This is a genomic window from Bradyrhizobium sp. LTSP849 (assembly GCF_000938255.1).
In the GTDB taxonomy this organism is placed as follows: domain Bacteria; phylum Pseudomonadota; class Alphaproteobacteria; order Rhizobiales; family Xanthobacteraceae; genus Bradyrhizobium.
Map to the genome: position 1 here is coordinate 75,636 of NZ_JYMR01000045.1, position 24,295 is coordinate 99,930.

The 24,295-nt window shown below is 64.5% G+C and carries 28 protein-coding genes; 18 read left to right on the top strand and 10 right to left on the bottom strand.

The genetic code is table 11. From position 1 onward, the window contains the following. Positions 1–81: 81 nt before the first annotated feature. Positions 82–2,802 (bottom strand): aconitate hydratase AcnA, encoded by a 2,721-nt coding sequence (gene acnA, locus UB31_RS24675; protein WP_045012760.1) that lies wholly within the window; start codon positions 2,800–2,802, stop codon positions 82–84. A 244-nt stretch (positions 2,803–3,046) separates the two neighbouring features. Here acnA and ccmA point away from each other — a divergent pair, with 244 nt between their 5' ends. The 5 genes from ccmA to UB31_RS24700 all read left to right on the top strand — a co-directional run bounded on the left by ccmA (position 3,047) and on the right by UB31_RS24700 (position 6,106). After that, a complete protein-coding gene (gene ccmA, locus UB31_RS24680; RefSeq protein WP_045012761.1) occupies positions 3,047–3,649 on the top strand; it encodes a heme ABC exporter ATP-binding protein CcmA in 603 nt (200 codons plus the stop codon). 208 nt (positions 3,650–3,857) lie between these two features. After that, positions 3,858–4,526 (top strand): heme exporter protein CcmB, encoded by a 669-nt coding sequence (ccmB, locus tag UB31_RS24685; RefSeq protein WP_045012762.1) that lies wholly within the window; start codon positions 3,858–3,860, stop codon positions 4,524–4,526. A 76-nt stretch (positions 4,527–4,602) separates the two neighbouring features. Further along, positions 4,603–5,334, top strand: a complete 732-nt coding sequence (locus UB31_RS24690; RefSeq protein WP_045004395.1) for a heme ABC transporter permease — start codon at positions 4,603–4,605, stop codon at positions 5,332–5,334. Beyond that, positions 5,331–5,516: a heme exporter protein CcmD gene (gene ccmD / locus UB31_RS24695; RefSeq protein WP_082078609.1), complete on the top strand. Its 186-nt coding sequence runs from the start codon at positions 5,331–5,333 to the stop codon at positions 5,514–5,516. Before UB31_RS24690 ends, ccmD begins: the two co-directional genes overlap by 4 nt. Next, the gene (locus UB31_RS24700) at positions 5,513–6,106 is read left to right on the top strand and encodes a DsbE family thiol:disulfide interchange protein (RefSeq protein ID WP_045012763.1); all 594 of its coding nucleotides are present in this window, start codon (positions 5,513–5,515) and stop codon (positions 6,104–6,106) included. The genes ccmD and UB31_RS24700 overlap by 4 nt, the downstream gene beginning before the upstream one ends. A gap of 164 nt (positions 6,107–6,270) precedes the next feature. Here UB31_RS24700 and UB31_RS24705 read toward each other — a convergent pair whose 3' ends face one another. Together UB31_RS24705 and ftsY are read right to left on the bottom strand one after the other, a co-directional pair. Then, on the bottom strand, positions 6,271–6,873 hold the full coding sequence (locus UB31_RS24705; protein WP_045004399.1) for a septation protein A: 603 nt from the start codon (positions 6,871–6,873) through the stop codon (positions 6,271–6,273). Positions 6,874–7,000: 127 nt separating this feature from the next. Then, positions 7,001–7,948, bottom strand: a complete 948-nt coding sequence (ftsY, locus tag UB31_RS24710; RefSeq protein WP_045012764.1) for a signal recognition particle-docking protein FtsY — start codon at positions 7,946–7,948, stop codon at positions 7,001–7,003. A gap of 47 nt (positions 7,949–7,995) precedes the next feature. Between ftsY and UB31_RS24715 the strand changes: the two genes are divergently transcribed. Continuing rightward, positions 7,996–8,697, top strand: a complete 702-nt coding sequence (locus tag UB31_RS24715) for an RluA family pseudouridine synthase (RefSeq protein ID WP_045004984.1) — start codon at positions 7,996–7,998, stop codon at positions 8,695–8,697. A 104-nt stretch (positions 8,698–8,801) separates the two neighbouring features. After that, the gene (locus UB31_RS24720; protein ID WP_045012765.1) at positions 8,802–9,911 is read left to right on the top strand and encodes a DUF2336 domain-containing protein; all 1,110 of its coding nucleotides are present in this window, start codon (positions 8,802–8,804) and stop codon (positions 9,909–9,911) included. 214 nt (positions 9,912–10,125) lie between these two features. Here UB31_RS24720 and mtaB read toward each other — a convergent pair whose 3' ends face one another. Further along, positions 10,126–11,379, bottom strand: coding sequence for a tRNA (N(6)-L-threonylcarbamoyladenosine(37)-C(2))-methylthiotransferase MtaB (gene mtaB, locus UB31_RS24725; RefSeq protein ID WP_045012766.1), 1,254 nt, complete (start codon positions 11,377–11,379; stop codon positions 10,126–10,128). After that, positions 11,379–12,254: a diaminopimelate epimerase gene (gene dapF, locus UB31_RS24730; RefSeq protein WP_045012767.1), complete on the bottom strand. Its 876-nt coding sequence runs from the start codon at positions 12,252–12,254 to the stop codon at positions 11,379–11,381. Before dapF ends, mtaB begins: the two co-directional genes overlap by 1 nt. A gap of 274 nt (positions 12,255–12,528) precedes the next feature. Here dapF and UB31_RS40645 point away from each other — a divergent pair, with 274 nt between their 5' ends. Together UB31_RS40645 and UB31_RS24745 are read left to right on the top strand one after the other, a co-directional pair. Further along, positions 12,529–13,296 carry a GyrI-like domain-containing protein gene (locus tag UB31_RS40645; protein ID WP_082078610.1) on the top strand — a complete coding sequence of 256 codons (768 nt, stop codon included), beginning with the start codon at positions 12,529–12,531 and terminating at the stop codon, positions 13,294–13,296. Positions 13,297–13,301: 5 nt separating this feature from the next. Beyond that, positions 13,302–14,006, top strand: coding sequence for an SIMPL domain-containing protein (locus UB31_RS24745; RefSeq protein WP_045012768.1), 705 nt, complete (start codon positions 13,302–13,304; stop codon positions 14,004–14,006). A gap of 183 nt (positions 14,007–14,189) precedes the next feature. Here the strand turns inward: UB31_RS24745 and UB31_RS24750 are convergent, their stop codons facing one another. Beyond that, positions 14,190–15,254 (bottom strand): MBL fold metallo-hydrolase, encoded by a 1,065-nt coding sequence (locus tag UB31_RS24750; RefSeq protein ID WP_045012769.1) that lies wholly within the window; start codon positions 15,252–15,254, stop codon positions 14,190–14,192. A gap of 462 nt (positions 15,255–15,716) precedes the next feature. Between UB31_RS24750 and ffh the strand changes: the two genes are divergently transcribed. From ffh to UB31_RS24785, 7 genes are all read left to right on the top strand, one after another. Then, on the top strand, positions 15,717–17,264 hold the full coding sequence (gene ffh / locus UB31_RS24755) for a signal recognition particle protein (RefSeq protein WP_045012770.1): 1,548 nt from the start codon (positions 15,717–15,719) through the stop codon (positions 17,262–17,264). Between the two features lie 85 nt (positions 17,265–17,349). Continuing rightward, on the top strand, positions 17,350–17,682 hold the full coding sequence (gene rpsP / locus UB31_RS24760) for a 30S ribosomal protein S16 (RefSeq protein ID WP_014438992.1): 333 nt from the start codon (positions 17,350–17,352) through the stop codon (positions 17,680–17,682). Between the two features lie 9 nt (positions 17,683–17,691). Continuing rightward, positions 17,692–18,252, top strand: coding sequence for a ribosome maturation factor RimM (gene rimM / locus UB31_RS24765; protein ID WP_045012771.1), 561 nt, complete (start codon positions 17,692–17,694; stop codon positions 18,250–18,252). Positions 18,253–18,360: 108 nt separating this feature from the next. Further along, entirely contained in the window at positions 18,361–19,110 is a 750-nt protein-coding gene (trmD, locus tag UB31_RS24770) for a tRNA (guanosine(37)-N1)-methyltransferase TrmD (RefSeq protein WP_045012772.1), read from the top strand. Between the two features lie 109 nt (positions 19,111–19,219). Continuing rightward, positions 19,220–19,600: a 50S ribosomal protein L19 gene (gene rplS, locus UB31_RS24775; RefSeq protein ID WP_045004424.1), complete on the top strand. Its 381-nt coding sequence runs from the start codon at positions 19,220–19,222 to the stop codon at positions 19,598–19,600. Positions 19,601–19,929: 329 nt separating this feature from the next. Continuing rightward, positions 19,930–21,336: a 3-isopropylmalate dehydratase large subunit gene (gene leuC / locus UB31_RS24780; RefSeq protein WP_045012773.1), complete on the top strand. Its 1,407-nt coding sequence runs from the start codon at positions 19,930–19,932 to the stop codon at positions 21,334–21,336. A 94-nt stretch (positions 21,337–21,430) separates the two neighbouring features. After that, positions 21,431–21,640: a hypothetical protein gene (locus UB31_RS24785; RefSeq protein WP_045004427.1), complete on the top strand. Its 210-nt coding sequence runs from the start codon at positions 21,431–21,433 to the stop codon at positions 21,638–21,640. A gap of 63 nt (positions 21,641–21,703) precedes the next feature. On the opposite strand, the gene UB31_RS24790 is transcribed toward UB31_RS24785, so the two are convergent. The 3 genes from UB31_RS24790 to UB31_RS24800 all read right to left on the bottom strand — a co-directional run bounded on the left by UB31_RS24790 (position 21,704) and on the right by UB31_RS24800 (position 22,997). After that, positions 21,704–22,282 carry a hypothetical protein gene (locus UB31_RS24790; protein ID WP_045004429.1) on the bottom strand — a complete coding sequence of 193 codons (579 nt, stop codon included), beginning with the start codon at positions 22,280–22,282 and terminating at the stop codon, positions 21,704–21,706. A gap of 152 nt (positions 22,283–22,434) precedes the next feature. Beyond that, the gene (locus tag UB31_RS24795) at positions 22,435–22,695 is read right to left on the bottom strand and encodes a hypothetical protein (protein WP_045012978.1); all 261 of its coding nucleotides are present in this window, start codon (positions 22,693–22,695) and stop codon (positions 22,435–22,437) included. 95 nt (positions 22,696–22,790) lie between these two features. Further along, complete coding sequence (locus UB31_RS24800; protein WP_045004431.1) at positions 22,791–22,997, bottom strand: hypothetical protein; 207 nt, start codon at positions 22,995–22,997, stop codon at positions 22,791–22,793. A gap of 240 nt (positions 22,998–23,237) precedes the next feature. Here UB31_RS24800 and UB31_RS24805 point away from each other — a divergent pair, with 240 nt between their 5' ends. Then, complete coding sequence (locus UB31_RS24805; protein WP_245306055.1) at positions 23,238–23,447, top strand: hypothetical protein; 210 nt, start codon at positions 23,238–23,240, stop codon at positions 23,445–23,447. Between the two features lie 8 nt (positions 23,448–23,455). Here the strand turns inward: UB31_RS24805 and UB31_RS24810 are convergent, their stop codons facing one another. After that, complete coding sequence (locus UB31_RS24810; protein WP_045004433.1) at positions 23,456–23,734, bottom strand: hypothetical protein; 279 nt, start codon at positions 23,732–23,734, stop codon at positions 23,456–23,458. A gap of 155 nt (positions 23,735–23,889) precedes the next feature. Here UB31_RS24810 and UB31_RS24815 point away from each other — a divergent pair, with 155 nt between their 5' ends. Beyond that, positions 23,890–24,288: a metallopeptidase family protein gene (locus tag UB31_RS24815; protein ID WP_045012774.1), complete on the top strand. Its 399-nt coding sequence runs from the start codon at positions 23,890–23,892 to the stop codon at positions 24,286–24,288. Positions 24,289–24,295: the final 7 nt, after the last annotated feature.

The following is a 24,295-nucleotide window of genomic DNA, read 5'->3' on the forward strand; positions in this document are numbered from 1 at the left end:
CACGAAGGCGGCCTTGTGATAGGCCGCCTTCGACTAACCTTCTACTCACTTACCAGTGAGGCACCGTTCACAAATCCGCGCTTACGCCGCGAGCTTGCGCAGCACATAGTGCAGGATGCCGCCGTTGCGGTAGTAATCGAGCTCATCCAGCGTATCGATGCGGCAAAGCAGCGAAACGCGCTGCAACGAACCGTCGCCGGACACGATCTCCGCGGTCAGCTTCTGACGCGGCTTCAGATCGCCGACCAGGCCGCGCAGCGTGACCTTCTCGTCGCCCTTCAGGCCGAGCGACGACCACGAGGTGCCATCCTCGAAGGTCAGCGGCAGCACACCCATGCCGACCAGGTTGGAGCGATGGATGCGCTCGAAGCTCTGGCAGATCACGGCGCGCACGCCGAGCAGACGCGTGCCCTTGGCAGCCCAGTCGCGCGAGGAGCCGTTGCCGTATTCGGCGCCGGCGAACACGACCAGCGGCACTTCCTCCTGCTGGTACTTCATCGCGGCGTCGTAGATCGACATCTGCTCGCCGTCGGGCCAGTGCTTGGTGAGACCACCTTCGGGAATGTTGCCGTCGGCGCCCTTGAGCATGAAGTTCTTGATGCGGATGTTGGCGAAGGTGCCGCGCATCATCACTTCATGGTTGCCGCGCCGCGTGCCGTACTGGTTGAAGTCGGCGGGACGCACCTGGTGCTCGCTGAGATATTTGCCAGCGGGCGAGGTGAGCTTGATCGAACCAGCCGGCGAGATGTGGTCGGTGGTGATCTTGTCGCCGAACATGGCGAGGATGCGCGCCTCGACGATGTCGGTGACCGGCTCCGGCTCCTTCTTCATGCCGTCGAAATAGGGCGGGTTCTGCACATAGGTCGAGCTCATGTTCCAGCGATAGGTCTCGCTCTCGACCGTCTTGATCTTGCGCCAGTTGGCGTCGCCCTTGAACACGTCGGCATACTTCTTCTTGAAGATCGCCGCGGTCACGAACTTCTTCATGAAGGCGTTGATCTCCTTCGTCGTCGGCCAGATGTCCTTGAGGTACACCGGCTTGCCGTCCTTGCCTTCGCCGAGCGGCTCGATCGCGAGGTTCTTGGTCACGCTGCCCGCGAGCGCGTGGGCGACGACCAGCGGCGGCGAGGCGAGATAATTCGCCTGCACGTCCGGCGAGACGCGGCCTTCGAAGTTGCGGTTGCCGGAGAGCACGGCAGCCGCGACGATGCCGTTGTCGTTGATCGACTTCGAGATCTCCTCCGGCAGCGGACCGGAATTGCCGATGCAGGTGGTGCAGCCGAAGCCGACCAGGTTGAAGCCGACCTTGTCGAGATCGGTCTGGAGACCGGAATCGGCGAGATAGGCTGCAACGACCTGGCTGCCCGGGGCGAGCGAGGTCTTCACCCACGGCTTGGCCTTGAGGCCCTTCGCGGCGGCGTTGCGCGCGAGCAGACCGGCGCCGATCAAGACGCTCGGATTCGAAGTGTTGGTGCAGGAGGTGATGGCGGCGATCACGACGTCGCCATGGCCGAGGTCGAAATTCTTGCCGTCGACTGCGAAGCGCTTGTTGGGCTCATCGGCCTTCTTGTATTCGGTGCCAAGCGCGAGCGAAAAGCCTTCGGCGACCGACGGCAGCGCGATGCGGCCTTCGGGGCGCTTCGGGCCGGCCATCGAGGGCACGACGTCGGCGAGGTCGAGCGTCAGCGTTTCCGTGAACACCGGATCCGCCGACTTGGCAGTACGGAAAAGCCCCTGTGCCTTGGCATAGGCCTGCACCAGCGCGACGCGCGGCGCCGCACGACCGGAGGTCTTCAGATAGTCGAGCGCGGCGGCGTCGACCGGGAAGAAGCCGCAGGTCGCGCCGTATTCCGGCGCCATGTTGGCGATGGTCGCCTTGTCGGCAACGGAGAGATGGTCGAGACCGGGGCCGAAGAACTCGACGAACTTGCCGACCACGCCAAGCTTGCGCAGCATCTGGGTTACGGTCAGCACGAGGTCAGTGGCCGTGACGCCTTCCTTCATCGCGCCCTTCAGCTTGAAGCCGACGACGGTCGGCAGCAGCATCGACAGCGGCTGGCCGAGCATGCAGGCTTCCGCCTCGATGCCGCCGACGCCCCAGCCGAGCACGGCCAGACCGTTGACCATGGTGGTGTGGGAATCGGTGCCGACCAGCGAGTCGGGATAGGCGACCTCGAAGGTGCCGGTCTTCTTGCCGACCGTCATCTTCTCCTTCTTGGTCCAGACCGTCTGGGAGAGATATTCGAGATTGACCTGGTGGCAGATGCCGGTGCCGGGCGGCACGACGGAGAAGTTCGTGAACGCCTTCTGGCCCCATTTCAGGAACTCGTAGCGCTCCTGGTTCTGCTTGTATTCCTCGGTGACGTTCTTGCCGAAGGCCTTGTTGTCGCCGAAGAAGTTCACGATCACGGAGTGGTCGATGACAAGATCGACCGGCACCAGCGGGTTGATCTTCTCGGCATCCCCGCCGAGCTTCTGCATGGCGTTGCGCATCGCGGCCAGGTCGACCACCGCGGGAACGCCGGTGAAATCCTGCATCAGCACGCGGGCGGGGCGGAAGGCGATCTCATGCTCCAGCGACTTCTTGCGCAACCACTTCGAGAACGCGACGATGTCGTCCTTCTTGACCGTACGGCCGTCCTCGTTGCGGAGGAGGTTTTCGAGCAGGACCTTCATCGAATAGGGAAGTTTCGAAATTCCCTTCAGACCATTCTTCTCGGCCGTGGGCAGGCTGTAATAGACATAGGTCTTGGCGCCGACCTTGAGGGTCTTTTTGCATTTGAAGCTGTCGAGCGAGGTCATGAAAGGAAATCCCAATTGTTAGTTATACCCGGCAAAGGGTATTTTAACACCGTCAGCGAATCCAGCTGGGTCGCTTGCAGGGGCAGGTTGAGTTGCTGCATCAAGTAGTTCCGGGCTTATAGAAGCTTTCTAACGGCGCCGCCACAGCCACAATCGTACCGCAGCAATTCGCGAGCCAAAAATTCTGATGCGCTACCCCAAGATTTTCTGAGGCCTGGCTTTGAGCGGGTCGACACGAGCCAAGATGCAGCTGTCCGGACGCGGGGTCACCTGCGTGCGGGGCGGCCGCGAGGTGTTCACCGGGCTCGATTTCGAGGCCATTTCCGGCGAAGCGATGGCCGTTGTGGGCCGCAACGGATCGGGCAAGACCTCGCTGTTGCGGCTGATCGCGGGCCTGCTCATTCCGGCTGGCGGCACAATCGCGCTGGGCGGGGGCGACACTGAACTGACATTGCCCGAGCAGTGCCACTATCTCGGCCACCGCGATGCCCTCAAGCCGGCGCTGAGCGTGGCGGAAAATCTCGCATTCTGGGCTGATTTCCTGGGCGGAGAGCGGTTTGACGCGGCTGAGAGCCTCGCCGCCGTCGGCCTCGACTACACCACCGACCTGCCCGCCGCCTTCCTGTCCGCCGGCCAGCGCCGCCGGCTGTCGCTGGCCCGGCTGCTCACCGTGCGCCGCCCGGTCTGGCTGCTGGACGAGCCGACCACGGCACTGGATGTGGCCGGCCAGGACATGTTCGGCGGCCTGATGCGCGATCACCTCGCAAGCGGCGGCCTGATCGTGGCCGCCACCCACGCGCCGCTGGGGATCGAGGCGCGGGAGCTGCGGATCGGGGGGATGGCATGAAACGACCCGACCCTCAGCTTTTCGAGCGGCCACGGTTGTCGCTCCGGGCGCCCTCGCCTCTTTCGCTTGCGGGAGAGGTCGGCGCGCAGCGCCGGGTGAGGGCTCTCTCCTCTGGGGGAGCCTTCTTTGTCGAGACACCCTCTCCCCAACCCTCCCCCGCAGGCGGGGGAGGGAGCGCACCGCCCTTGCGGCAGCATGGAGCCACCCCATGACCGCCCTCGCGGCCCTCATCCGCCGGGACATCCGGATCGCGCTCCGCGTTGGCGGCGGGGCGTTGATTGGCGTGCTATTTTTCCTGACCGTGGTGGTCCTGATGCCGTTCGCGGTGGGGCCTGACCTGGCGCAGCTCGCGCGGCTGGGGCCGTCGATCCTGTGGCTCGGCGCCCTCTTGGCCAGCCTGCTCACGCTGGACCGCCTGTTCATGGCCGATCATGAGGACGGCTCGCTCGACCTGATCACCATGAGCCGGACCCCGCTGGAACTGGCCTGCGCCTCGAAAGCACTGGCGCATTGGCTGGCTGCCGGCCTGCCGCTGATTGTCGCAACCCCCGTGCTCGGCCTGCTGCTCAACCTCGACATGGTCTCAACCGGCGCGGTGGCGCTGACGCTGCTCGCGGGCACCCCGGCGCTGACGTTTACCGGCATGATCGGCGCCGCGCTGGCAGTGACGCTGCATCGCGGCGGGCTGCTGATGGCCGTGCTGGTGCTGCCGCTGTCGATCCCGGTGCTGATCTTCGGGGTTGCGGCCTCTCAGGCCGCGATCACCGGGCCATTGTCGTTCGGCGCGCCGTTCTCGATCCTCTGCGCGCTGTCGCTGGTGAGCCTCGTGATCGGCCCGTTTGCAGCTGCGGCGAGCCTGAAGCATGGACTGGACTGAGCTTGACCCCGATCAACTTTCGCTGCGCGGTTTTATGCTGATTGCGTGAGCAGCCACCGGTGACTATCAGAATACAATGACGCTGATCGACCTCGCCAACCCCTCACGGTTCCTCGCGCTGTCAGCGCGGGTGTTGCCGTGGCTCGCAGCCGCGACCGTCATCCTGCTCACGATCGGCCTCTATCAATCCGCCACCGCGCCCGACGACTATCAGCAGGGCGCGACCGTGAAGATAATGTTCATCCACGTGCCCAATGCCTGGCTGTCGATGTTCGTCTGGGGCGTGATGAGCGTGGCCTCATTGGGCACGCTGGTGTGGCGGCATCCGCTCGCCGACGTCGCCGCGAAATCGGCAGCCCCCATCGGCGCCGCCTTCACTTTCCTCGCGCTGCTCACGGGCTCGCTGTGGGGCCGGCCGATGTGGGGCACCTATTGGGAATGGGATGCGCGGCTGACCTCGGTACTGATTCTGTTCCTGATGTATCTCGGCCTGATGGCGCTGTGGCGCGCGGTCGAGGACCCCTCGCGCGCGGCGCGCGCCGCCGCGGTGCTCACGCTGGTCGGCGCGATCAACCTGCCCATCATCAAATTCTCGGTCGACTGGTGGAACACACTGCACCAGCCGGCCTCGGTGATGCGCATGGGCGGCTCGACGCTCGACAAGTCTTTCCTAATCCCACTCCTGGTGATGGCGGTGGCATTCACGCTGCTGTTCGTCACGCTGCATCTGGCGGCAATGCGCAACGAAATCTTGCGTCGCCGTGTTCGCTCCCTGCAGATGATGCAGGCGAGCCAGAAAGCTGCGTGACGATGTCGCTTGGCCCCTACGCGTCGTTCATCGTGACGTCCTATGCCGCAGCTGCGATCGTGGTCGCGCTCCTGATCGGCTGGGTCGTGCTCGACTATCGCAACCAGACAAGGCGCCTGCGCGAGCTCGATCGCAGCGGCATCACGCGCCGCTCAGGCCGCAGCGCGGTGGACACACCATGAGCGATCAATCAACCCCCGCGACGCCGCCGCGACGCACCTTCCTGATGGTGCTGCCGCTGATCGCCTTCCTTGGGCTTGCCGTGCTGTTCTGGATCAGGCTCGGCAGCGGCGATCCCTCGCGGATTCCCTCCGCGCTGATCGGACGGCCGGCGCCGCAGACCACGCTGCCGGCGCTCGAGGGATTGCAGGCTGACAGCGCGCAAATCCCGGGCCTCGATCCCGCCGCGTTCAAGGGCAAGGTCAGCCTGGTCAATGTCTGGGCCTCCTGGTGCGTGCCGTGCCACGACGAAGCGCCGCTGTTGACGGAGCTCGCGAAGGACAAGCGCTTCCAGATCGTCGGCATCAACTACAAGGACGCGCCCGACAATGCCCGGCGCTTCCTCGGCCGCTACGGCAATCCCTTCGGCCGCGTCGGCACCGACGCCAACGGCCGCGCCTCGATCGAATGGGGCGTCTATGGCGTGCCGGAGACCTTTGTCGTCGGCCGCGAAGGCACCATCGTCTACAAGCTGGTCGGCCCGATCACGCCGGACAATTTTCGGAGCGTGCTGCTGCCGCAGATGGAGAAGGCGTTGAAGGCGGGGAGCTGACCGCGCTCAACTGGCAGCGAAAGAGGCCAGCCCCACACACCGCCGTCATGCCCCGCGCAGGCGGGGCATCCAGTACGCCGCAGCCTATCGATCAATCACAATCGTCTCGGAGTACTGGATCGCCCGCCTTCGCGGGCGATGACAGTTGAGTATGTGGCGAGCACCTACCCCTCCCGCACGTCCCCCGCCTCGGCCTCGCTGGTCTCCAGCGACACCGGCTCGACACCATAGCGCTTGGTCAGCGGCATCTGGGCGATGGCGAAGATCATGGTCAGGGGAGTCACGCCGAACACCTTGAAGTTCACCCAGAAGTCAGTGCTCTGGGTGCGCCAGACGATCTCGTTCAGCACCGCCATGCCGGCGAAGAACAGCGCCCAGCGCAGCGTGAGGATGCGCCAGCCCTGCGGCGTCAAATTGAACATCTGGTCGAACATGACGGCGATGAAGGAGCGGCCGAACAAGAGGCCGCCGCCGAGGATCGCGGCGAACAGGCCGTAGATGATGGTCGGCTTGACCTTGATGAAGGTCTCGTCGTGCAGCACCAGGGTCAGCGTGCCGAACACCAGCACGATGACGCCAGTCACGATCGCCATGATCGGAATGTGGCGCGTCACCACATAGGACGCGATCATCGCCGCCACGATCGCGACCATGAAGGCGCCGGTCGCGGCAAACAGATTGAACTTCGCATTGACGAAGAAGAAGACGAGCAGCGGACCGAGCTCGGTCGCAAGCTTGAACAACGGATGCGGCTGGGTTTTGTCCATTCCTCGACCTTTGTTGCTGTCATCCCCCGCGAAGGCGGGGGATCCAGTATTCCGAGGCGCCTGTGATCTACAACTAGCGGCGCGGCGTACTGGATGCCCCGCCTGCGCGGGGCATGACGAGAGAAACCTACGATTCGATTCCGGCAATGGCACGGGCGAAATCGCGCGCGGTGAAGGGCGCGAGATCGTCGACACCTTCGCCGACGCCGATGAAATGCACCGGCAGTTTGAATTTTTCCGCGAGCGCCACCAGAATGCCGCCGCGCGCAGTGCCGTCGAGCTTGGTCATCACGAGCCCGGTGACGCCAGCAGTGCGATGGAAAGCTTCGACCTGCGACAACGCGTTCTGGCCGACGGTGGCGTCGAGTACGAGTAGCACCGCGTGCGGCGCTGATACGTCTACCTTCCGGATGACGCGCACGACCTTCTCGAGCTCGTTCATCAGCTCGGTCTTGTTCTGCAAGCGGCCGGCAGTATCGATCAGGAGCACGTCGATGTTCTGCTCCTTCGCAGCCGTCAGCGCGTTGAAGGCGAGGCTTGCCGAATCCGAGCCTTGCGCGCCCGCGATGACCGGTGTCTTGGTGCGCTCGCCCCACACCTTGAGCTGCTCGATGGCTGCTGCGCGAAACGTGTCGCCGGCGGCCAGCATCACCTTGCGGCCTTCGGAGGCGAATTTTTGCGAGAGCTTGCCGATAGTGGTGGTCTTGCCGGAGCCGTTGACGCCGACCACGAGGATGACGAACGGCTTTTTTGCCGCATCGATCTCGAGCGGTTTGGCGACCGCTGACAGCACCTTCTCGACCTCGGTCGCGACGACGTCCTTGACCTCGTCGGCCGAGATCGCCTTGTCATAGCGCCCGGTGCCGACGGCGTCTGCTATCCGCACCGAAACCTGCGTACCGAGGTCGGCGCGCAGCAGCACGTCCTCGATATCGTCGAGCATGGCGCGGTCGAGCTTGCGCTTGGTGACGAGGTCGGCGACCGCGGTCCCGAGCGAGGACGAGGTGCGCTTCAGCCCGTTTGACAGGCGGCGCCACCAGCTCAGCTTGGGGGTCTCGGAGGTGGTATCGTTCATGATGGCGGTGTGTTAGCCGTTCCCGCTTCTAAACGAAAGTCTTGCAATTGCTCGATGTTCCCGAATTGACCGCCGACGAGATCTTAGGCCGCGTGCTTCATCGCGACGGGCTGATGCTGGTGATCAACAAGCCGGCCGGTCTGCCGGTGCATCGCGGCCCCAAGGGCGGCGCCAATCTGGAAACCTCGTTCGACGCGCTTCGTTTCGGCCTGCCGCGGCCGCCGGTGCTGGCCCACCGGCTGGACAAGGACACCTCCGGTTGCCTTGTGCTTGGCCGCCATCGCAAGGCGACAGCTTCGCTCGGCCTGCTGTTCAAGCACGGCAAGATCGGCAAGACCTACTGGACACTGGTCGAGGGCGGACCTGCCGAGAATGAAGGCACTATCGATATGCCGCTTGGCCGGCTCAACGCCGAACGCGGCTGGTGGCAGAAGCCCGATCCCGAGGGCCAGAAGGCGGTCACCAACTGGAAGGTGATGGGCCGGGGCGATGGCCTGACCTGGCTCGCCATGGAACCGGTCACGGGCCGGACCCATCAATTGCGGGTGCATTCGGCTTCGACCGGATGGCCAATCTTCGGCGATAACATTTACGGCAACGGCCCGCGTTTCGGCGAGCCGCGGCTGCATCTGCATTCCCGCGAGATCGTGGTGCCGATTTCCCGGAATAAGGAACCGGTCCGCGTGGTGGCGCCCGCCCCGCCCCACATGCACGAGCGGCTCCGCGCCTGCGGCTGGAATGGGGAATAACGCCCGCCCGGGTGCATGGTTTACGAAACGTTCAGTGCTCGTCTCTAATGATAGCGGCTGCTTAGAACAAGCTTCCGTCAATCGCTCAGGACGAGCAACGCGTCATGTCCAAGGCCGAGCTATCGATCATCCAAGAGGTCGAATCCGCGATACGGATCGGCTCGGCGGAAAAGGGCCTGGAAACCGCCCGACGCGTCACCGACCTGTTCCTGTCTTCCGCCGGCAGTTTTGACGACGAGCAGATCGCGCTGTTCGACGACGTGCTCGAACGCCTGATCGGCACCATCGAGCTGCGCGCCATTGCCGACATGGGCGCGCGCGTGGCGCTCGCCGAAATCAGCGCTCAGCTCGCGCCGATCGCGCAGGCCCCGCCATCGGTGATCCGCCGCCTCGCCAACAATGACGAAATCCGCATCGCCGGCCCCGTGCTCCAGGAATCCGCTCGCCTCGACGACGGCGAACTGGTCAAGATCGCGGCGTCCAAGGGCGAACCGCATCTGCTCGCGGTCGCCGGCCGCTGGTGGCTCAAGGAGATCGTCACCGACGCGCTGCTGGCGCGCCGTTATCCGAGTGTGAGCCGACGGCTCGCCGCCAATCCCGGCGCGCGCGTTTCCGGAGGCGGTTTCGCCGTCATCGTCGGCCAGGCCGAGAGCGACCCGGAGCTCGCCGTCAGCGTCGGCGTCCGCGTCGATCTGCCGTCGGATATGCGCCGCCAATTGCTGCGCTCGGCGACGGATGCCGTGCGCACGAGATTGCTGTCGCGCGCGCCGCCGCATCTGTTCGAGGAAATCCAGGGCGCGATCGCCGCCGTCACCGTCGGCGTCGAGCGCGAGATGTCAGGGGTGCGCGATTTCGAGGGCGCCAAGCGGGCGATTGCGAATCTCAAGGCGGGTGGCCAGCTCAGCGAAACGACGCTGCTCAACTTCGCCAGGCAGCGACGTTATGAAGAAACCGTGGCGGCACTGGCGGCGCTGTCCGGATCGACCGTCGAAGTGATTCGCCCACTGATGCAGAGCCTGCGCGAGGACGGCCTGCTCGTGCCCTGCCGCGCGGCGCAGCTCAGCTGGGAAACCACGGCCGCCGTGCTCGAAAGCCGCTTCGCCACCGGCGCGATGAAGCCGGCGGACATCGCGAGGGCACAGGGAAATTTTGCCCGCATGACGCCGGAGAACGCGCGACGGACGCTGCGGTTCTGGCAGGTCAGGGCGTCGTAAGGCTCTCGCGACTTAAGCGCCCCGCATCCACACCCTCGGTGTCGTCCCGGCGAAGGCTGGGACCCATAACCACAGGGAGCAGTTTGACGACGACTGTCCGTTACTCTGCTTCGTTGGGACAAGCACCGCGCATCACCGAGAGATCACGCGGTATGGGTCCCGGCCTTCGCCGGGACGACGTTGGGGATGTAGCGCGTCGTAAACAACACCTGAGTTACGCAATGAGTCGTTCGCCATCGCTGCCGGTGATCCTTCGCGCCACGACACTCCCAACGCACTCGCCCGCAATCGCGACCGGCAGATAATGCTCCGTGCGCCCCTGACTCTCGCTCTCGATCAGCACATCGCGCGTCGCGCCGATTTCGGCTTGCAGCCGCTGCTTTAACGCAGCTTCGCCCGTCGCTCGCAACCGCTTCGCCCGTTCCTTGATCTCCGGCCCCGCGACCTGCGGCATCCGCGCTGCCGGCGTGCCGGGACGCGGGGAATAGGGGAAGACATGCAGGAAGGTCAGGCCGCATTCCCCCACGAGATCCAGCGAGCGCGAGAACATCTCCTCGGTCTCGGTCGGGAAGCCCGCGATGATGTCGGCACCGAAGGCGATGTCCGGGCGCAGGCGTCGCACCTGGTCGCAGAATGCAATCGCATCATTTCGCGAGTGCCGCCGCTTCATGCGCTTCAGGATCATATCGTCACCGGATTGCAGCGACAGATGCAAATGCGGCATCAGCCGCGCATCGCCCGCGATGGCGTCGAGCAGATCGGCGTCGGCCTCGATCGAATCGATTGAGGAGATGCGCAGGCGCTTCAGTTCCGGCACATGCCGCAAAATCTGCTTGGTCAACATGCCAAGCTTCGGCGAACCCGGAAGGTCAGCGCCATAGCTGGTGAGATCGACGCCGGTCAGCACGATCTCGGCGTGGCCGCGCTCCGCCAACGCCCGCACCTGATCGACCACCGCGCCCATCGGCACCGAGCGCGAATTGCCGCGGCCATAAGGAATGATGCAGAAGGTGCAGCGATGGTCGCAGCCGTTCTGCACCTGCACGAACACCCGCGGCAGGCCGCGCGCAAAGCCGTCAATGAGATGCGGCGCCATCTCCTTCACGGCCATGATGTCGCTGACGGCGACCTTCTCACTCGTACCGAGATCGAACGCATCGCGCGCATCGCGCCACGCGGACGCCCGCATCTTGTCGTCATTGCCGACGACGCGATCGACCTCGGCCATATCGGCAAACATGCCGCTTTGCGTCTGTGCCGCGCAGCCGGTGACGACGATGCGCGCGCTCGGCCGCTCGCGCTTCAATTTGCGGATCGACTGGCGCGCCTGCGCCACCGCCTCGTTGGTGACGGCACAGCTGTTGATGACGATGGTATCTTCGAGCCCGGCGCCTTCCGCCTCGCGGCGGATGATCTCCGCCTCAAAGGCATTGAGGCGACAGCCGAAGGTGACGATGTCGACGGCCATCAGCCGACCGGCGCGAACAGCGCCGGATCGAAATTGCCCTCATATTCGAAGGTCGCCGTACCCGTCATCAGCACGTGGTCATCGCGCTCACGCCATTCGATACCGAGCTTGCCGCCGGGCAGCGTGATCTCGACATTGCGGTCGGTGCGCCTCAGCCGCGCCGCGGCGACTGCGGTGGCGCAAGCCGCCGAGCCGCACGCCCTGGTCAGACCGGCGCCGCGCTCCCAGGTGCGGATCGTGATGTGCTCGCGATCGACGATATGGGCGAGCGTGATGTTGGCGCGGTCCGGGAATATCGGGTGGTTCTCCAGCAGCGGCCCGAAGCGTTCGAGATCATAGGCATTGACGTCGTCGACCCAGAAGATCGCATGCGGGTTGCCCATGCTCACCACGGACGGCGAATGCAGGATCGGATTGTCGATCGGCCCGATCTGCAATTCGATGTAGCGGGTATCGCGAAACTCTTCCGCCAGCGGGATATCCTGCCAGCCAAACTTGGGCGCGCCCATGTCGACGGTGTAGAGATCGGGCGCCGGACCCTGCCAGCAATTGAGAAGCCCCGCAGCGGTCTCGAAGGTCACCGCGGTCTGCCCCGTCTTCTCGAACAAGCGCCGCACCACGCAACGCATGCCGTTGCCGCAGGCGCCGGCCTCCGAGCCGTCATTGTTGTAGATGCGGATGAAGGCCTCGGTGCCGTCGAGCCGCGGCTTCTGGAGCACCATGAGCTGGTCGTAGGGCACGCCGCCTTGCGCGGACGCGACCGCGCGGGCGTCATCCGGCGTCACCGGCGAGGCGGAATCGCGCATGTCGACAACGACGATCTCGTTGCCGATGCCGTTCATCTTGGCAAATGCGTGGTTGTCCAGCGCGCTCATGAAAATTCCTGAATTTCGCCCGTCTTATATGGCGATCCTTGACGGCTTGGCCAGTGATTTGCCGCCAGGGCCCAAGAGGTCTGCCAAGACGTCTGCCATGGCATCTGCCATGACGCATCTGTCATGGGACGAATTCGGCGGTCGCGTGTTAGAACGGCGCAGTTCGCGCGAGAACCGGGACGCGCGGCCGAACTTAGGGGCCTTGGTGGGTTAAGGTCTTGATGGGCTTAGGCCTTCGTGAACTAAGCTTGGACTAAGACGTGGGGAGAATAGAATGAATCGTTTTTACCGTCTCGCTCTGGTCGCGCTGATCCCGGCGGCGGCTTTGTCGATTGGTGTGTCCGGCGCCCCGGCGCAGACTCCGAGCCCGGCGCCCGCCGCATCGGCAAGTCCCTCGCCGGCTCCGTCGGCCTCGCCCTCCCCGGCCGCGAGCGCCTCGCCCGCGCCGGTGGCAACGCCCTCTCCTGCGGCCAGCGCCTCCCCCGCGCCTGCGGCATCGCCCTCGCCCGCAGCCAGCGCCTCACCAAGCCCGGCGGCACCGCCACCCGCTGCGGCCGCGACGCCGGCACCGGTGCAGACCGCCGATCCCTTCGGCCTGGAGACCACGCTCGAGCCCAAGAAGGTCGTGATGGTCAAGGGCACCGCCAATTGGGATTCAGCCTTCGACACGCTGATCGACGCCTTCAAGGCGCTGAACACACTGCTGGACAAGCAGGGCATCAAGCACGCCGGCAACTCGATGATCGTCTACACATCGACTGACGACACCGGCTTCACCTTCCTTGCCGAGATCCCGGTCGAACAGGATCCGAAAAACCTGCCCAAGGACATGAGCGTCGGCAAATCGCCGGAAGGCAAGGCGCTGAAGTTCGTCCATCGCGGCTCCTACGACAACATGGACAACACCTATGAGGCGATCACCAATCACCTCGACGACAAGAAGCTGGAAGCCAAGGACACTTTCATCGAGGAGTACCTCACCGATCCGCTCAAGACGGCGGAGGACAAGCTCGTGATCAATGTGTTCGTGCCGCTGAAGTGAGACCGATGAAAAAGCCTGCCACCCTCGTCGCAATTTTCGCCGCCGCGCTGCTGGCAACGCCCGCGCTCGCCGACGATTTTCCGGCTGCCATCTCGGTAAGTGGCGAGGCGACCGTCTCGGCAGCGCCCGATCTCGCGCAGATCGATGCAGGCGTCGCCAACGACGCCAAGACGGCCAAGGAAGCCTCCGACGCCAACAACGCCGCGATGGGCAAGGTGCTGCTGGCGCTCAAGGGCGCCGGGATCGCCGAGAAGGATTATCAGACCTCGCGATTGTCGCTTCAGCCGCAATACGGCCAGAACAAATCCACCGGCGCCACGCCGGTGGTCGGCTTCCGCGCCTCGAACCGCGTCACCGTGAAAATTCACGACGTGACCAAGGTCGCCAGCATCATCGACACGCTGGTCGGCGCCGGCGCCAACGATATCGGCAATATCTCGTTCGAGGTGACGCAGGCCTCAAAGCTGCTCGACGACGCCCGTGAGCAAGCAGTCGCCGACGCCCGGCGCAAGGCGGAGATCTACGCCAAGGCCACCGGTGTGACGCTGGGCGCGCCGATCAGTGTCTCGGAGGGCAACGCTCCGATGCCGTTGTTCAAGGGCCGTATGGCCGTTGCACCAATGGCCGCCGCGCCTGCCGCCGTTGCGCCGGGCGAAGAAACGCTGTCGGTGACGGTGAATGTGAGCTGGGCGATCAAGGCGGGGCAGTAGGCCGTAAGAGGCACGCTGCGCACTACAGCGATGGTGTCGTCCCGGCGAAGGCCGGGACCCATAACCACAGGGAGTGGTTTGGCGAAGACCGCCAGTTGTCCATCACAGCGCGGTACCGCTAGCGAGCCATCACCGATAGATCACGCGGTATGGGTCCCGGCCTTCGCCGGGACGACAGCGTGACTAAATCTCCACCACCTGCCCCGGCTTCATCGCCACGAACCGCTCCTGCGGAATCTTCGCAGCATCGAGCGCTTCGACCAGCGCCTTCGCCGGCGCATCGATCTCCTCATCCGTCAGCTGGAACGTCCCGTGATGATGCCCGAGCGCTTGTTGCGCGCCGCAATCGGCGAGCGCCTTCACGGCATCCTCCGGGTTCATGTGCTGATCACGCATGAACCAGCGCGGCTCGTAGGCGCCGATGGGAAGGATCGCCAGGCGTAGCGGCCCATGCTTCTCGGCGACGCGGCGAAAGTGCCCACCGTCGCCATAGCCGGAATCGCAGACGACGTAGATTTTTCCCGCCGGCGTCTCCAGCACGAAACTCGCCCACAGCGCCTTGTTGCGATCGAACATGCCGCGCGCCGACCAGTGCCGCGTCGGCACCAGCGTCACGGCGATGCCGCCACCAAGCTCGACGCGATCATGCCAGTCGAACGCTTCCACCTTGATCGTGGAATCGGCGCTGCGCATCGTCACATCGTTGCTGAGCGGGGTGACCACGCGTGGCGAAAAGTTTTTCGCGAGCCGCGACAGCGTCGCGATGTCGAGATGATCGTAGTGTCCGTGCGAGACCAGCACGACGTCGATCTTCGGCAGTTTTTCGAACGCTATGCCGGGATCGTTGTGCCGCTTCGGTCCGGCCCAGCCCACCGGCGAGACCCGCATCGACCAGACGGGATCGACGAGGAGGTTGAGGCCGCCGGCCTGGATCAGCCAGCTCGCATGGCCGACGAAGGAGAGCCGCACCTTGTCGCCATCAACGCGATCCGGCGGGGTGTCGGCATGAGGGCTCTGCGTCCAGTCCGGCCAGGCCGCACGCTTCCGTCCGCCGCCGAACTGCCAGCGAAAGACTTCGCCGAGCGATTTCGGCGGCGCGCCGTCAGGATCAAAGAAGTGCAGGCCGTCGAAATGGTCGGAGGCGGGACCGTCGTAGTTTTTCATGCGGGAGATCCAGAGGGACGGGACACCGACCAGCGCGCCCGCCCCGGCAAGCAGTCCGAAGATGCGGCGGCGGGTGATCGGCACGGGCGGGCTTCAGGGCTGGTCGGGGCGGCAAGACATCACCGCCTATATGGGCGGGGCCGCCGGAAAAGGAACCCATCGCCGGAAACGTCATGTTTTCAAGGCCTTGCCTTCCGAAGCGGCTCCCGTACCCCTAACTTTCCTTGACTTTCGGCCGGGAGCGGCGTTTAACCCGCCCACTTTCTCGGAAAGGCTTTCTTTTCGACCCGCCGACTGGCCCTGGAGGCCAGAGGTTAACGCCCGACAGCGCTATGCGCCCTCGGGCGTAAAGGTGTTTGGAGATTGCTATCCGACGGCGTCGGGAAACGAGGAAGTGGTCATCCCCCGCGAAGGCGGGGGATCCAGTATTCCAGAGGCAGCTCGGTTTGAACCGAGAAGCCGCGGCGTACTGGATGCCCCACCTTCGCGGAGCATGACAGTGGTGAACGCGGCAACCCTGCGCGAGCAGGACAAGGAACAACGGCATTGTTCGACAATCTGTCGGAACGGCTTGGTGGCATTCTCGATCGTCTGACGGGGCGCGGTGCGCTGACCGAGAAGGACGTCGACGCCGCGATGCGCGAGGTACGCCGCGCGCTGCTGGAGGCCGACGTCGCGCTCGAAGTCGTGCGCAGCTTCACCGAGCGGGTCCGCGAGCAGGCGATCGGCGCCACCGTCGTGAAGTCGGTCACGCCCGGCCAGATGGTGGTCAAGATCGTCCATGACGAGCTGATCAACACGCTCGGCGCCGAAAGCCAGACCATCGACATCAATTCCGTGCCGCCGGTTCCGATCATGATGGTCGGCCTGCAAGGCTCCGGTAAAACCACCACCACCGCAAAGCTCGCCCGCCGTCTGGTCCAGCGCGATAAGCGCAAGGTGCTGATGGCTTCGCTCGACATCTATCGCCCGGCGGCGATGGAGCAGCTGGCCGTGCTCGGCCGCGATCTCGACATTCCGACCCTGCCGATCGTCGCGGGACAGCAGCCGGCGCAGATCGCGAAGCGCGCGCTCGAGGCCGGCAAGCTCGGCGGCTACGACGTCGTGCTGCTCGACACCGCCGGCCGCACCACGCTCGACGAAGACATGATGGCGGAAGCTGCCGCGATTAAAGCTGCCGCGAATCCGCATGAAGTGCTGCTGGTCGCGGACAGCCTCACAGGTCAGGACGCCGTCAATCTTGCCCGCGCCTTCGACGAGCGCGTCGGCCTCACCGGCATCGTGCTCACGCGCGTGGACGGCGACGGCCGCGGCGGCGCCGCGCTGTCGATGCGCGCGGTCACCGGCAAGCCGATCAAGCTGATCGGCACCGGTGAAAAGACCGATGCACTGGAGGATTTCCATCCAGACCGTATTGCGGGGCGCATCCTCGGCATGGGTGACGTGGTGTCGCTGGTCGAACGGGCCGCCGCCAACATCGACGCCGAAAAGGCCGCGCGCACCGCCGAGCGCATGCGCAAGGGTCAGTTCGACCTCAACGACATGCGCGAGCAGCTCTCGCAGATGGCGAACATGGGCGGCATCAGCGGCCTGATGGGCATGATGCCCGGTATCGCCAAGATGAAGAACCAGATCGCGGCCGCAGGGATCGACGACAAGATTCTGAAGCGCCAGGTCGCGGTGATCGATTCCATGACGCGCGACGAGCGGCGTCATCCCGACCTGCTCAAGGCCAGCCGCAAGAAGCGCATCGCGGCCGGAAGCGGCCAGAGCGTCGAGCAGGTCAACAAGCTGCTCAAGATGCACCGGAACATGGCCGACATGATGAAGGCGATGGGTTCGGGCAAGCGCGGCCCGCTCGCCGGCATCGCGCAGGCGATGGGCTTTGGCGGCGGCATGAAGCCTCCCTCACCGGAAGAGATGAAGGCACTGCAGGACAAGATGCAGGGCGGCGGTGGACAGGGTCTGCCCAGCCTGCCGAAGGATCTGCCGGCGGGTCTGCGCACAGGTCTGCCCAACGTTCCCGGACTGACCGGGCTGAGCGGCAAGCCGATGCTGCCGGGCCTCGGCGGATTTCCGGGCAAGAAGAAATGAGGAATTCGTCGCGGAGGATCGCAAGCATCCTGCGCAACGCGGAATACCAATCAACCGAACAAACCGTATTTTGAAGGAGAACTAAATGTCCGTCGTTATCCGCCTCGCTCGTGCAGGCACCAAGAAGCGCCCCGTTTATCACGTCGTCGTCGCCGATTCGCGCTTTCCCCGCGATGGCCGCTTCATCGAGCGTCTGGGCTACTTCAACCCGCTGCTGCCGAAGGACAACGAGACCCGGCTGAAGCTCGACATGGACAAGGTGAAGGCCTGGCTCGCCAAGGGCGCCCAGCCGTCGGACCGCGTGTCGCGCTTCCTCGACGCCGCCGGCGTCAAGAAGCGCGAAGCGCGCAACAACCCGGAAAAGGCCGTGCCGCGCAAGGAGCGCAAGGCGCAGGCCGAAGCCGCCGCGAAGGGTTAAGGCGAGAAGATGCCGGCGCTGATCTGCGTCGCGCGGATCGGCGCCGCGCATGGTGTGCGCGGCGCGGTCAAATTGTGGACCTTCACCGAAGATCCCCTGGCCGTGCGGCGCTACGGTCTACTCTCTTCCAAGGACGGCAAGCGCCAGTTCGAGGTCGCGCAGGCGCGCGAGGCCAAGGATCATCTGGTCGCGACGTTCAAGGGCGTCACGACCCGCGATGAAGCCGAGCGCCTCAACGGCATCGAGCTCTATATCGCGCGCGAAAAACTGCCCGCGACCGACGATGACGACTATTACCACGCCGATCTGATCGGGCTCGCCGCCGTCACCACGGCGGGCGACGCCCTTGGCCGCGTACTCGCGATCCATAATTTCGGTGCCGGCAACATCATCGAGATCGCCCCGCCGAAGGGACCGACGATGCTGCTGCCGTTCACCAACGCGGTGGTGCCGGAGGTCGATATCGCCGGCGAGCGCGTCGTGATCGCGCTGCCGCAGGAGATCGAAGGCGAAAAGGACGAGGAAGAGGATCCCTCTTCGAGTCGTCCCGGCGAAGGCCGGGACCCATAACCACAGGACGTGGTTTTTGGCTAAGCTGATGGCTCCAACCATCGCAAAACGGACTGCGGTGGCTATGGGTCCCGGCCTTCGCCGGGACGACGGAATTTTTGAAGCACAATGACAAACCCCTGGCGCGCGACGGTGCTGACGCTGTTTCCGGAGATGTTTCCGGGGCCGCTTGGCGTGAGCCTGGCTGGGCGGGCACTGGCCTCGGGGCTCTGGCAGCTCGAGGCCCGAGACATCCGGGCCTCTGCGACCGACCGCCACCGCAGCGTCGACGATACCCCGGCCGGCGGCGGACCGGGCATGGTGCTGCGGGCGGACGTTTTGGCGGCGGCGATCGACACAGCTGAGACCGGGCCGGAGCGGCCCCGCCTGCTGATGAGCCCGCGCGGTCGGCCATTGACCCAGGCTCGCGTCATTGAGCTTGCCCAGGGCCCCGGCCCCCTGATCGTCTGCGGGCGGTTTGAGGGGATCGACCAGCGGGTGATCGATACCCGCGACCTGGAGGAGGTCTCGATCGGCGATTACGTGCTGTCGGGGGGTGAAATCGCCGCGCTAGCGCTGATTGACGCCTGCGTCCGGCTGCTGCCGGGGGTGATGGGCAAGGAGGCCTCGGGAACCGAGGAAAGCTTCTCCGACGGCCTGCTCGAATACCCCCAATACACCCGTCCGCAGCTGTTCGAGGGGGTTCCGATCCCGGAGATCCTGACCTCCGGCGACCATGCCAAGGTCGCGGCCTGGCGGCGGGCGGAATCCGAGGCCCTGACGGCGGCCCGGCGAGCGGATTTGTGGGCCAAGATCCCGAGCAAGGTCCCGAATCGGCCCGGACGCCGAAAAACGCCAAAAAGCACGACAGACGGGTGACAAACGCTCCGGCTTGCCTTATAGCAGCGCCAAATCCGCAATAGCTGGATAAACGAATTTCGCGCAGCCCCCGTTTTCCAAGGCTGGGCGCGCCGATGGAGATTTACCCATGAACCTGATTCAACAGCTCGAAAAAGAGCAATTCGACAAGCTCTCCGCCACCAAGGTCATTCCGGAGTTCGGTCCCGGCGACACCGTGATCGTCAACGTGAAGGTCGTCGAAGGCGACCGCACCCGCGTGCAGGCCTATGAAGGCGTCTGCATCGGCCGTTCCGGCGGTGGCCTCAACGAGAGCTTCACCGTGCGCAAGATTTCGTACGGCGAAGGCGTCGAGCGCGTGTTCCCGGTGATGTCGCCGATGATCGACTCGATCAAGGTGGTGCGCCGCGGCAAGGTCCGTCGCGCCAAGCTCTATTACCTCCGTCAGCTGCGCGGCAAGTCGGCCCGCATCGTCGAGAAGACTGAGCACGCCAAGGCCGTCAACGAGTAAGCTCCGCTTACAGACGAGTTTCGAACAGCGCGGGGCCAAACGCCCCGCGCTTTTTTGTTGCGTCAGCCGTGCGCGTCAAAGCCCTCGCGCTTCCAAATCTCCCTGCTATATATTCCTGGAATGTTTCCAGATCTGACCAGCTTCGCGACCATCAAGCGCATCGTCATCGACGATCGCTCGCGGCTGCCTGGCCGGTTCTTCGGACGCTTCGCGACCTCGGCAACGTCAGAGCTTAGTCCCGCAGCTTAAAGGCTGCGCTGAAGACGATTTTGTTGCCCCGCGCGCCACCCGCGCTCATCGCTACCACGCATTGTTTGGAGCTTAAGCTCATGTCCAAGCCCACCACATTGTACGACAAGATCTGGAACGACCATCTGGTGCACGAGGCCGATGACGGCACCTGCCTGCTCTACATCGATCGCCACCTGGTGCACGAGGTCACCTCGCCGCAGGCGTTCGAAGGTCTGCGCGCCACGGGACGCAAGGTGCACGCGCCCGAGAAGACGCTGGCCGTCGTCGACCACAACATCCCGACCACCGACCGCTCGAAGCCGAACCCGGATCCTGAAAGCATCGAGCAGATGCGCGTGATGGCAGAGAACGCCAAGGAATTCGGCATCGAATATTTTAACGAGTTCGACAAGCGCCAGGGCATCGTCCACGTCATCGGCCCCGAGCAGGGCTTTACCCTGCCCGGCACCACCATCGTCTGCGGTGACAGCCACACCTCGACGCATGGCGCGTTCGGCGCGCTCGCGCACGGCATCGGCACCTCCGAGGTCGAGCACGTGCTGGCGACGCAGACGCTGATCCAGAAGAAGGCGAAGAACATGCGCGTCAGCGTCGACGGCAAACTGCCGGACGGCGTGACGGGCAAGGACATCATCCTCGCCATCATCGGCGAGATCGGCACCGCGGGTGGCACCGGCTACGTGCTGGAATACGCCGGCGACGCAATCCGCGCGCTGTCGATGGAGGGCCGCATGACGGTCTGCAACATGTCGATCGAAGGCGGAGCCCGCGCCGGTCTCGTCGCGCCGGACCAGAAGGCCTACGACTTCCTGCGCGATCGGCCGAAGTCGCCGAAGGGCGCGGCCTGGGACGCGGCGATGCGCTATTGGGAGAAACTGAGCTCCGACGAGGGCGCGCATTTCGACCACGAGCTGCGGCTCGATGCTGCAAAACTGCCGCCGATCGTAACGTGGGGCACAAGCCCCGAGGACGTGATCTCGGTGACTGGCTTCGTTCCTGATCCGGACAAGATCGCGGACGAGGCCAAGCGTCTGTCGAAGCATCGCGCGCTGAAATATATGGGCCTGACCGCGGGCACGAAGATCACCGACATCAAGCTCGACCGCATCTTCATCGGCTCCTGCACCAACGGCCGCATCGAAGATCTGCGCGCCGCCGCCAAGATCGCGGAAGGCAAGCAGGTCGCAGGCAGCGTCAACGCCATGGTCGTGCCGGGCTCCGGCATCGTGAAGGAGCAGGCGGAAGCTGAAGGCCTGGACAAGATCTTCATCAAGGCTGGCTTCGAATGGCGCGAGCCCGGTTGCTCGATGTGCCTCGCGATGAACCCGGACAAGCTGGCCCCGGAAGAGCGCTGCGCCTCGACCTCGAACCGCAACTTCGAGGGCCGCCAGGGCTTCAAGGGCCGCACCCATCTGGTGTCGCCGGCAATGGCGGCAGCAGCCGCAATCGCAGGTCACTTCGTCGACGTGCGGGAGTGGCGCTAAGCCACTCGCTGCAATTTGAGCCAAAGCGGCAAAAGGCCGTTAAGCGGCATCGCCCACATTGCGTCCTCGCGACCGTTTCGCGAGGACGCGCGCCATGACCAACAAGCCCGAATATGTCGATCTGATCAGCGCTGCGACCCGCCAGCACCGGCGGCGCGCAACGCCGTTGCGCATCGTCGCCGAGCCTGAGATCGAAGAGACCTCGCGACTGAGCCGCTGGCCGCCGGCGATGTTCAAGCAGTGGAAGCTTGAGAATTTGATGCCGTGGAAATCGGCGTCGTGGAAGCTGAAGGATTGGCTCTGAGCCACGCGATGAACAAAGGGCGCCCTTGAGGCGCCCTTTTCATTTCAACCGATGAAGCTCCGCTTACCAATAGCGGTACGGATGATGCCAGCGGTGCCAATGATGCCAGTGGCAGATTCGGCGCGGGCCGTAATAGGTCCAGATGATCCGGCAGCGGCGCGGATGGTGGTAACTGGGATAGTAGCCGCCGTAGAAGCGCCGATGGAAGTGGCGATGCCCGTAGTAAGCGGGGCGATAGCCACCGTAGCGATGAAATCCGCCATAGTGGTGAAATCCGCCGTAGCGATAGCCGCCACCATGAAAGGCCGGCGCGGCGCGGAAACCGCCACCATGAAAACCACCGCCATGGAAGCCGCCGAAATGTCCGCCGCCACCATGGAAGCCACCACCGCCGCCGTGAAAGCCTCCGCCACCGTGGAAACCTCCACCTCCACCATGTCCGCCGCCACCACCACCGCCGCCGTGACGAACCTGCGTGATCATGTCGTCAGTCGTGGCTTTTGCCGCCGGCAACGCCGTCGGATTGATGGGCGTCATCGCTTCAGCGCGGCGCGCAGTCCCGGCCGACAGCATCAGCGTGGCAACGGCCGCAATCCCGAACAAGCGCATCGGGCTTGTCCCGAGACCCAAAATCCTCAGCATCGAATTCTCCCTGAATCTGAACAGCGGAGTTGCGACGCTGGTTTCCACCTCGCGTCATCCCTGTTCATGTGCGGTCGCTCCCAAGATTAAATTAGGGACAGCGACGTGAATGCCTCATGAATGAATGACGGTCGCGCGCCCCGCGCTTGACGTCACCACCACGGCCCGTAGCCGAGCACGAAAGGTGCGGGCACGCCGTAAGGATAAGGCCGGTAATAGACGGGCCGCGCGTAATAGTGCGGATCATGGCGCGGATAGGACCGCGCAATGTCGTCATGTCGCGCGTGTCGCCGCACATCGAAGATCGCGCGCCCCGCCGAGGCATCCGGCGTCGCCACCATCTGCGCACAGGAAGCGTGAGGCAGACTTGCAGCGAGCCCGACAACAACGGCCAATACAGTCCATTTCGGCATGACGACCTCCACAACCCTCAGCATGCGGGCTTTGCGAGGCTATCTGCAAGTTAAAACAGGCCCGGAATCCGGGCCTGTTCGTATCCAGCCTTCGTTCACCAACGACGGTGATGCCAGCGGTGCCCGCGCCAATGATGACGGCGCCAATGCCAACGAACCTCGGTCGTTGGTGCAACTTCATCCTGCACCGATTGCGCGGCACCGGGATTGATCAGCGACACCGCCTGCGCACGCTCGACTGGCGCCGCGATGACGAACAACGCACCGGCGGCTACAAGGCCGAACACTTTCAAGGACTGCATTTGGTTGGATCTCCTGACATCGTTTGCGGTGCACGCACTGATCAGACGTCGCGGCACGGGCGCGACAGAGAGCCGAACCTGGAACCATGGGCCTGAATCTGATATGGATGAACGCGCCCCGGGTTTGAATGCACAGAACGCGGGCAAGTTCCTGAGCATCGGCGCAACATTTCATGCGCCACCAAAACCAGCCGTCAGCGACGCACGTATCTTCTTGTCGAGCGAATGCAGGAGATGGTCATGGCACAGTTTCTAGCATTGCGAATATCCAGCCTCGCGATCACGGCGAGCGTTCTGCTCGGCGCGAGCTCAGCCCTTGCCTCGCAGGGGCCGGGCGTCGAAGGCGGCACTGCAAGCCCGCTGACGCAGCTGGTGATGGCGATCCTGGTCTATGGCGCCTCAGCACTCATCGTCGGCGCAGGACTGATCGGCGCGCTCCGCAGGCATTGAACGAAGCGTCAGCCCCGGCGCCAGTAGCAGCTCATGCGCGGCACGATCACGGTGCCGCTCGGCCTATATTCCTGCACATAGGTCGCGTTGCACTCGCGGACTGCATCGGGGCCGGGGTTGTAGCGCGGATAGACGCCGTCCGGGCTGTAATAGGGGGTGACGCGCAGGCGCGTCTGAGGCCGCTTGCGCGGCGGCGGGGCATCGGGCGAGCCAGCCTGGGCTATACGAACTTCGGTGCCAGCCGTCTGGGCCTCCGCGGGGACGCAAAACTGCGAAAACAACCCCATGCACAGTAGCGTCAGCGCTGTTTTCGCTCGCATTTTACCGCCCACCTGAAAGGTCCCGTTCGAGGCCCACGCTCCCCGTTTTGGCGGCGCCCGTCAACCTCGCCGCGCTTATAAAGCCAGATGCATCAGCGGGAAAGCCGCGCTAAGAGGGGCCCATGTGGACGGAATTGAAAGCGCCCTCGCTAGCCGAGATGGAAGTGACGGCGCACGACATCTTCGAGCGGCTGCCAGCGGAGTTTCGCAGCCTCTGTGAGGGCGTGATCATCCGCGTCGACGACTTCCCCACCGAGGAGGTTTTGGACGAGATGGAATGCGAGAGCGAGTTCGACCTGCTCGGCCTGTTCCAGGGCGTCGGCCTGCCCCAGCAAAGCTTCGGCGATGTGGCGCGGCTGCCCAACATGGTCTGGCTCTACCGCCGGCCGATCCTGGACTATTGGGCCGAGCACGACGAGAGCCTCGGCCACATCGTCCGCCACGTCCTGATCCACGAGATCGGCCACCATTTCGGCCTCTCGGACGACGATATGGCGGCGATTGAGGCGCAAGCAGACTAGATCTGCC

What these genes read in the sequence shown, in the direction of transcription:
- dapF (WP_045012767.1), bottom strand. Translation starts at nt 12,254, where the DNA reads ATGAGCGCGCTGGACAACCACGCATTTGCCAAGATGAACGGCATCGGC.
- leuC (WP_045012773.1), top strand. Translation starts at nt 19,930, where the DNA reads ATGTCCAAGCCCACCACATTGTACGACAAGATCTGGAACGACCATCTG.
- UB31_RS40645 (WP_082078610.1), top strand. Translation starts at nt 12,529, where the DNA reads ATGAATCGTTTTTACCGTCTCGCTCTGGTCGCGCTGATCCCGGCGGCG.
- UB31_RS24720 (WP_045012765.1), top strand. Translation starts at nt 8,802, where the DNA reads ATGTCCAAGGCCGAGCTATCGATCATCCAAGAGGTCGAATCCGCGATA.
- UB31_RS24700 (WP_045012763.1), top strand. Translation starts at nt 5,513, where the DNA reads ATGAGCGATCAATCAACCCCCGCGACGCCGCCGCGACGCACCTTCCTG.
- UB31_RS24705 (WP_045004399.1), bottom strand. Translation starts at nt 6,873, where the DNA reads ATGGACAAAACCCAGCCGCATCCGTTGTTCAAGCTTGCGACCGAGCTC.
- acnA (WP_045012760.1), bottom strand. Translation starts at nt 2,802, where the DNA reads ATGACCTCGCTCGACAGCTTCAAATGCAAAAAGACCCTCAAGGTCGGC.
- rplS (WP_045004424.1), top strand. Translation starts at nt 19,220, where the DNA reads ATGAACCTGATTCAACAGCTCGAAAAAGAGCAATTCGACAAGCTCTCC.
- ccmB (WP_045012762.1), top strand. Translation starts at nt 3,858, where the DNA reads ATGACCGCCCTCGCGGCCCTCATCCGCCGGGACATCCGGATCGCGCTC.
- UB31_RS24800 (WP_045004431.1), bottom strand. Translation starts at nt 22,997, where the DNA reads ATGCAGTCCTTGAAAGTGTTCGGCCTTGTAGCCGCCGGTGCGTTGTTC.
- ftsY (WP_045012764.1), bottom strand. Translation starts at nt 7,948, where the DNA reads ATGAACGATACCACCTCCGAGACCCCCAAGCTGAGCTGGTGGCGCCGC.
- UB31_RS24795 (WP_045012978.1), bottom strand. Translation starts at nt 22,695, where the DNA reads ATGCCGAAATGGACTGTATTGGCCGTTGTTGTCGGGCTCGCTGCAAGT.
- trmD (WP_045012772.1), top strand. Translation starts at nt 18,361, where the DNA reads ATGACAAACCCCTGGCGCGCGACGGTGCTGACGCTGTTTCCGGAGATG.
- rpsP (WP_014438992.1), top strand. Translation starts at nt 17,350, where the DNA reads ATGTCCGTCGTTATCCGCCTCGCTCGTGCAGGCACCAAGAAGCGCCCC.
- UB31_RS24815 (WP_045012774.1), top strand. Translation starts at nt 23,890, where the DNA reads ATGTGGACGGAATTGAAAGCGCCCTCGCTAGCCGAGATGGAAGTGACG.
- UB31_RS24790 (WP_045004429.1), bottom strand. Translation starts at nt 22,282, where the DNA reads ATGCTGAGGATTTTGGGTCTCGGGACAAGCCCGATGCGCTTGTTCGGG.
- UB31_RS24745 (WP_045012768.1), top strand. Translation starts at nt 13,302, where the DNA reads ATGAAAAAGCCTGCCACCCTCGTCGCAATTTTCGCCGCCGCGCTGCTG.
- UB31_RS24810 (WP_045004433.1), bottom strand. Translation starts at nt 23,734, where the DNA reads ATGGGGTTGTTTTCGCAGTTTTGCGTCCCCGCGGAGGCCCAGACGGCT.
- UB31_RS24805 (WP_245306055.1), top strand. Translation starts at nt 23,238, where the DNA reads ATGGCACAGTTTCTAGCATTGCGAATATCCAGCCTCGCGATCACGGCG.
- UB31_RS24690 (WP_045004395.1), top strand. Translation starts at nt 4,603, where the DNA reads ATGACGCTGATCGACCTCGCCAACCCCTCACGGTTCCTCGCGCTGTCA.
- ccmA (WP_045012761.1), top strand. Translation starts at nt 3,047, where the DNA reads ATGCAGCTGTCCGGACGCGGGGTCACCTGCGTGCGGGGCGGCCGCGAG.
- UB31_RS24785 (WP_045004427.1), top strand. Translation starts at nt 21,431, where the DNA reads ATGACCAACAAGCCCGAATATGTCGATCTGATCAGCGCTGCGACCCGC.
- mtaB (WP_045012766.1), bottom strand. Translation starts at nt 11,379, where the DNA reads ATGGCCGTCGACATCGTCACCTTCGGCTGTCGCCTCAATGCCTTTGAG.
- rimM (WP_045012771.1), top strand. Translation starts at nt 17,692, where the DNA reads ATGCCGGCGCTGATCTGCGTCGCGCGGATCGGCGCCGCGCATGGTGTG.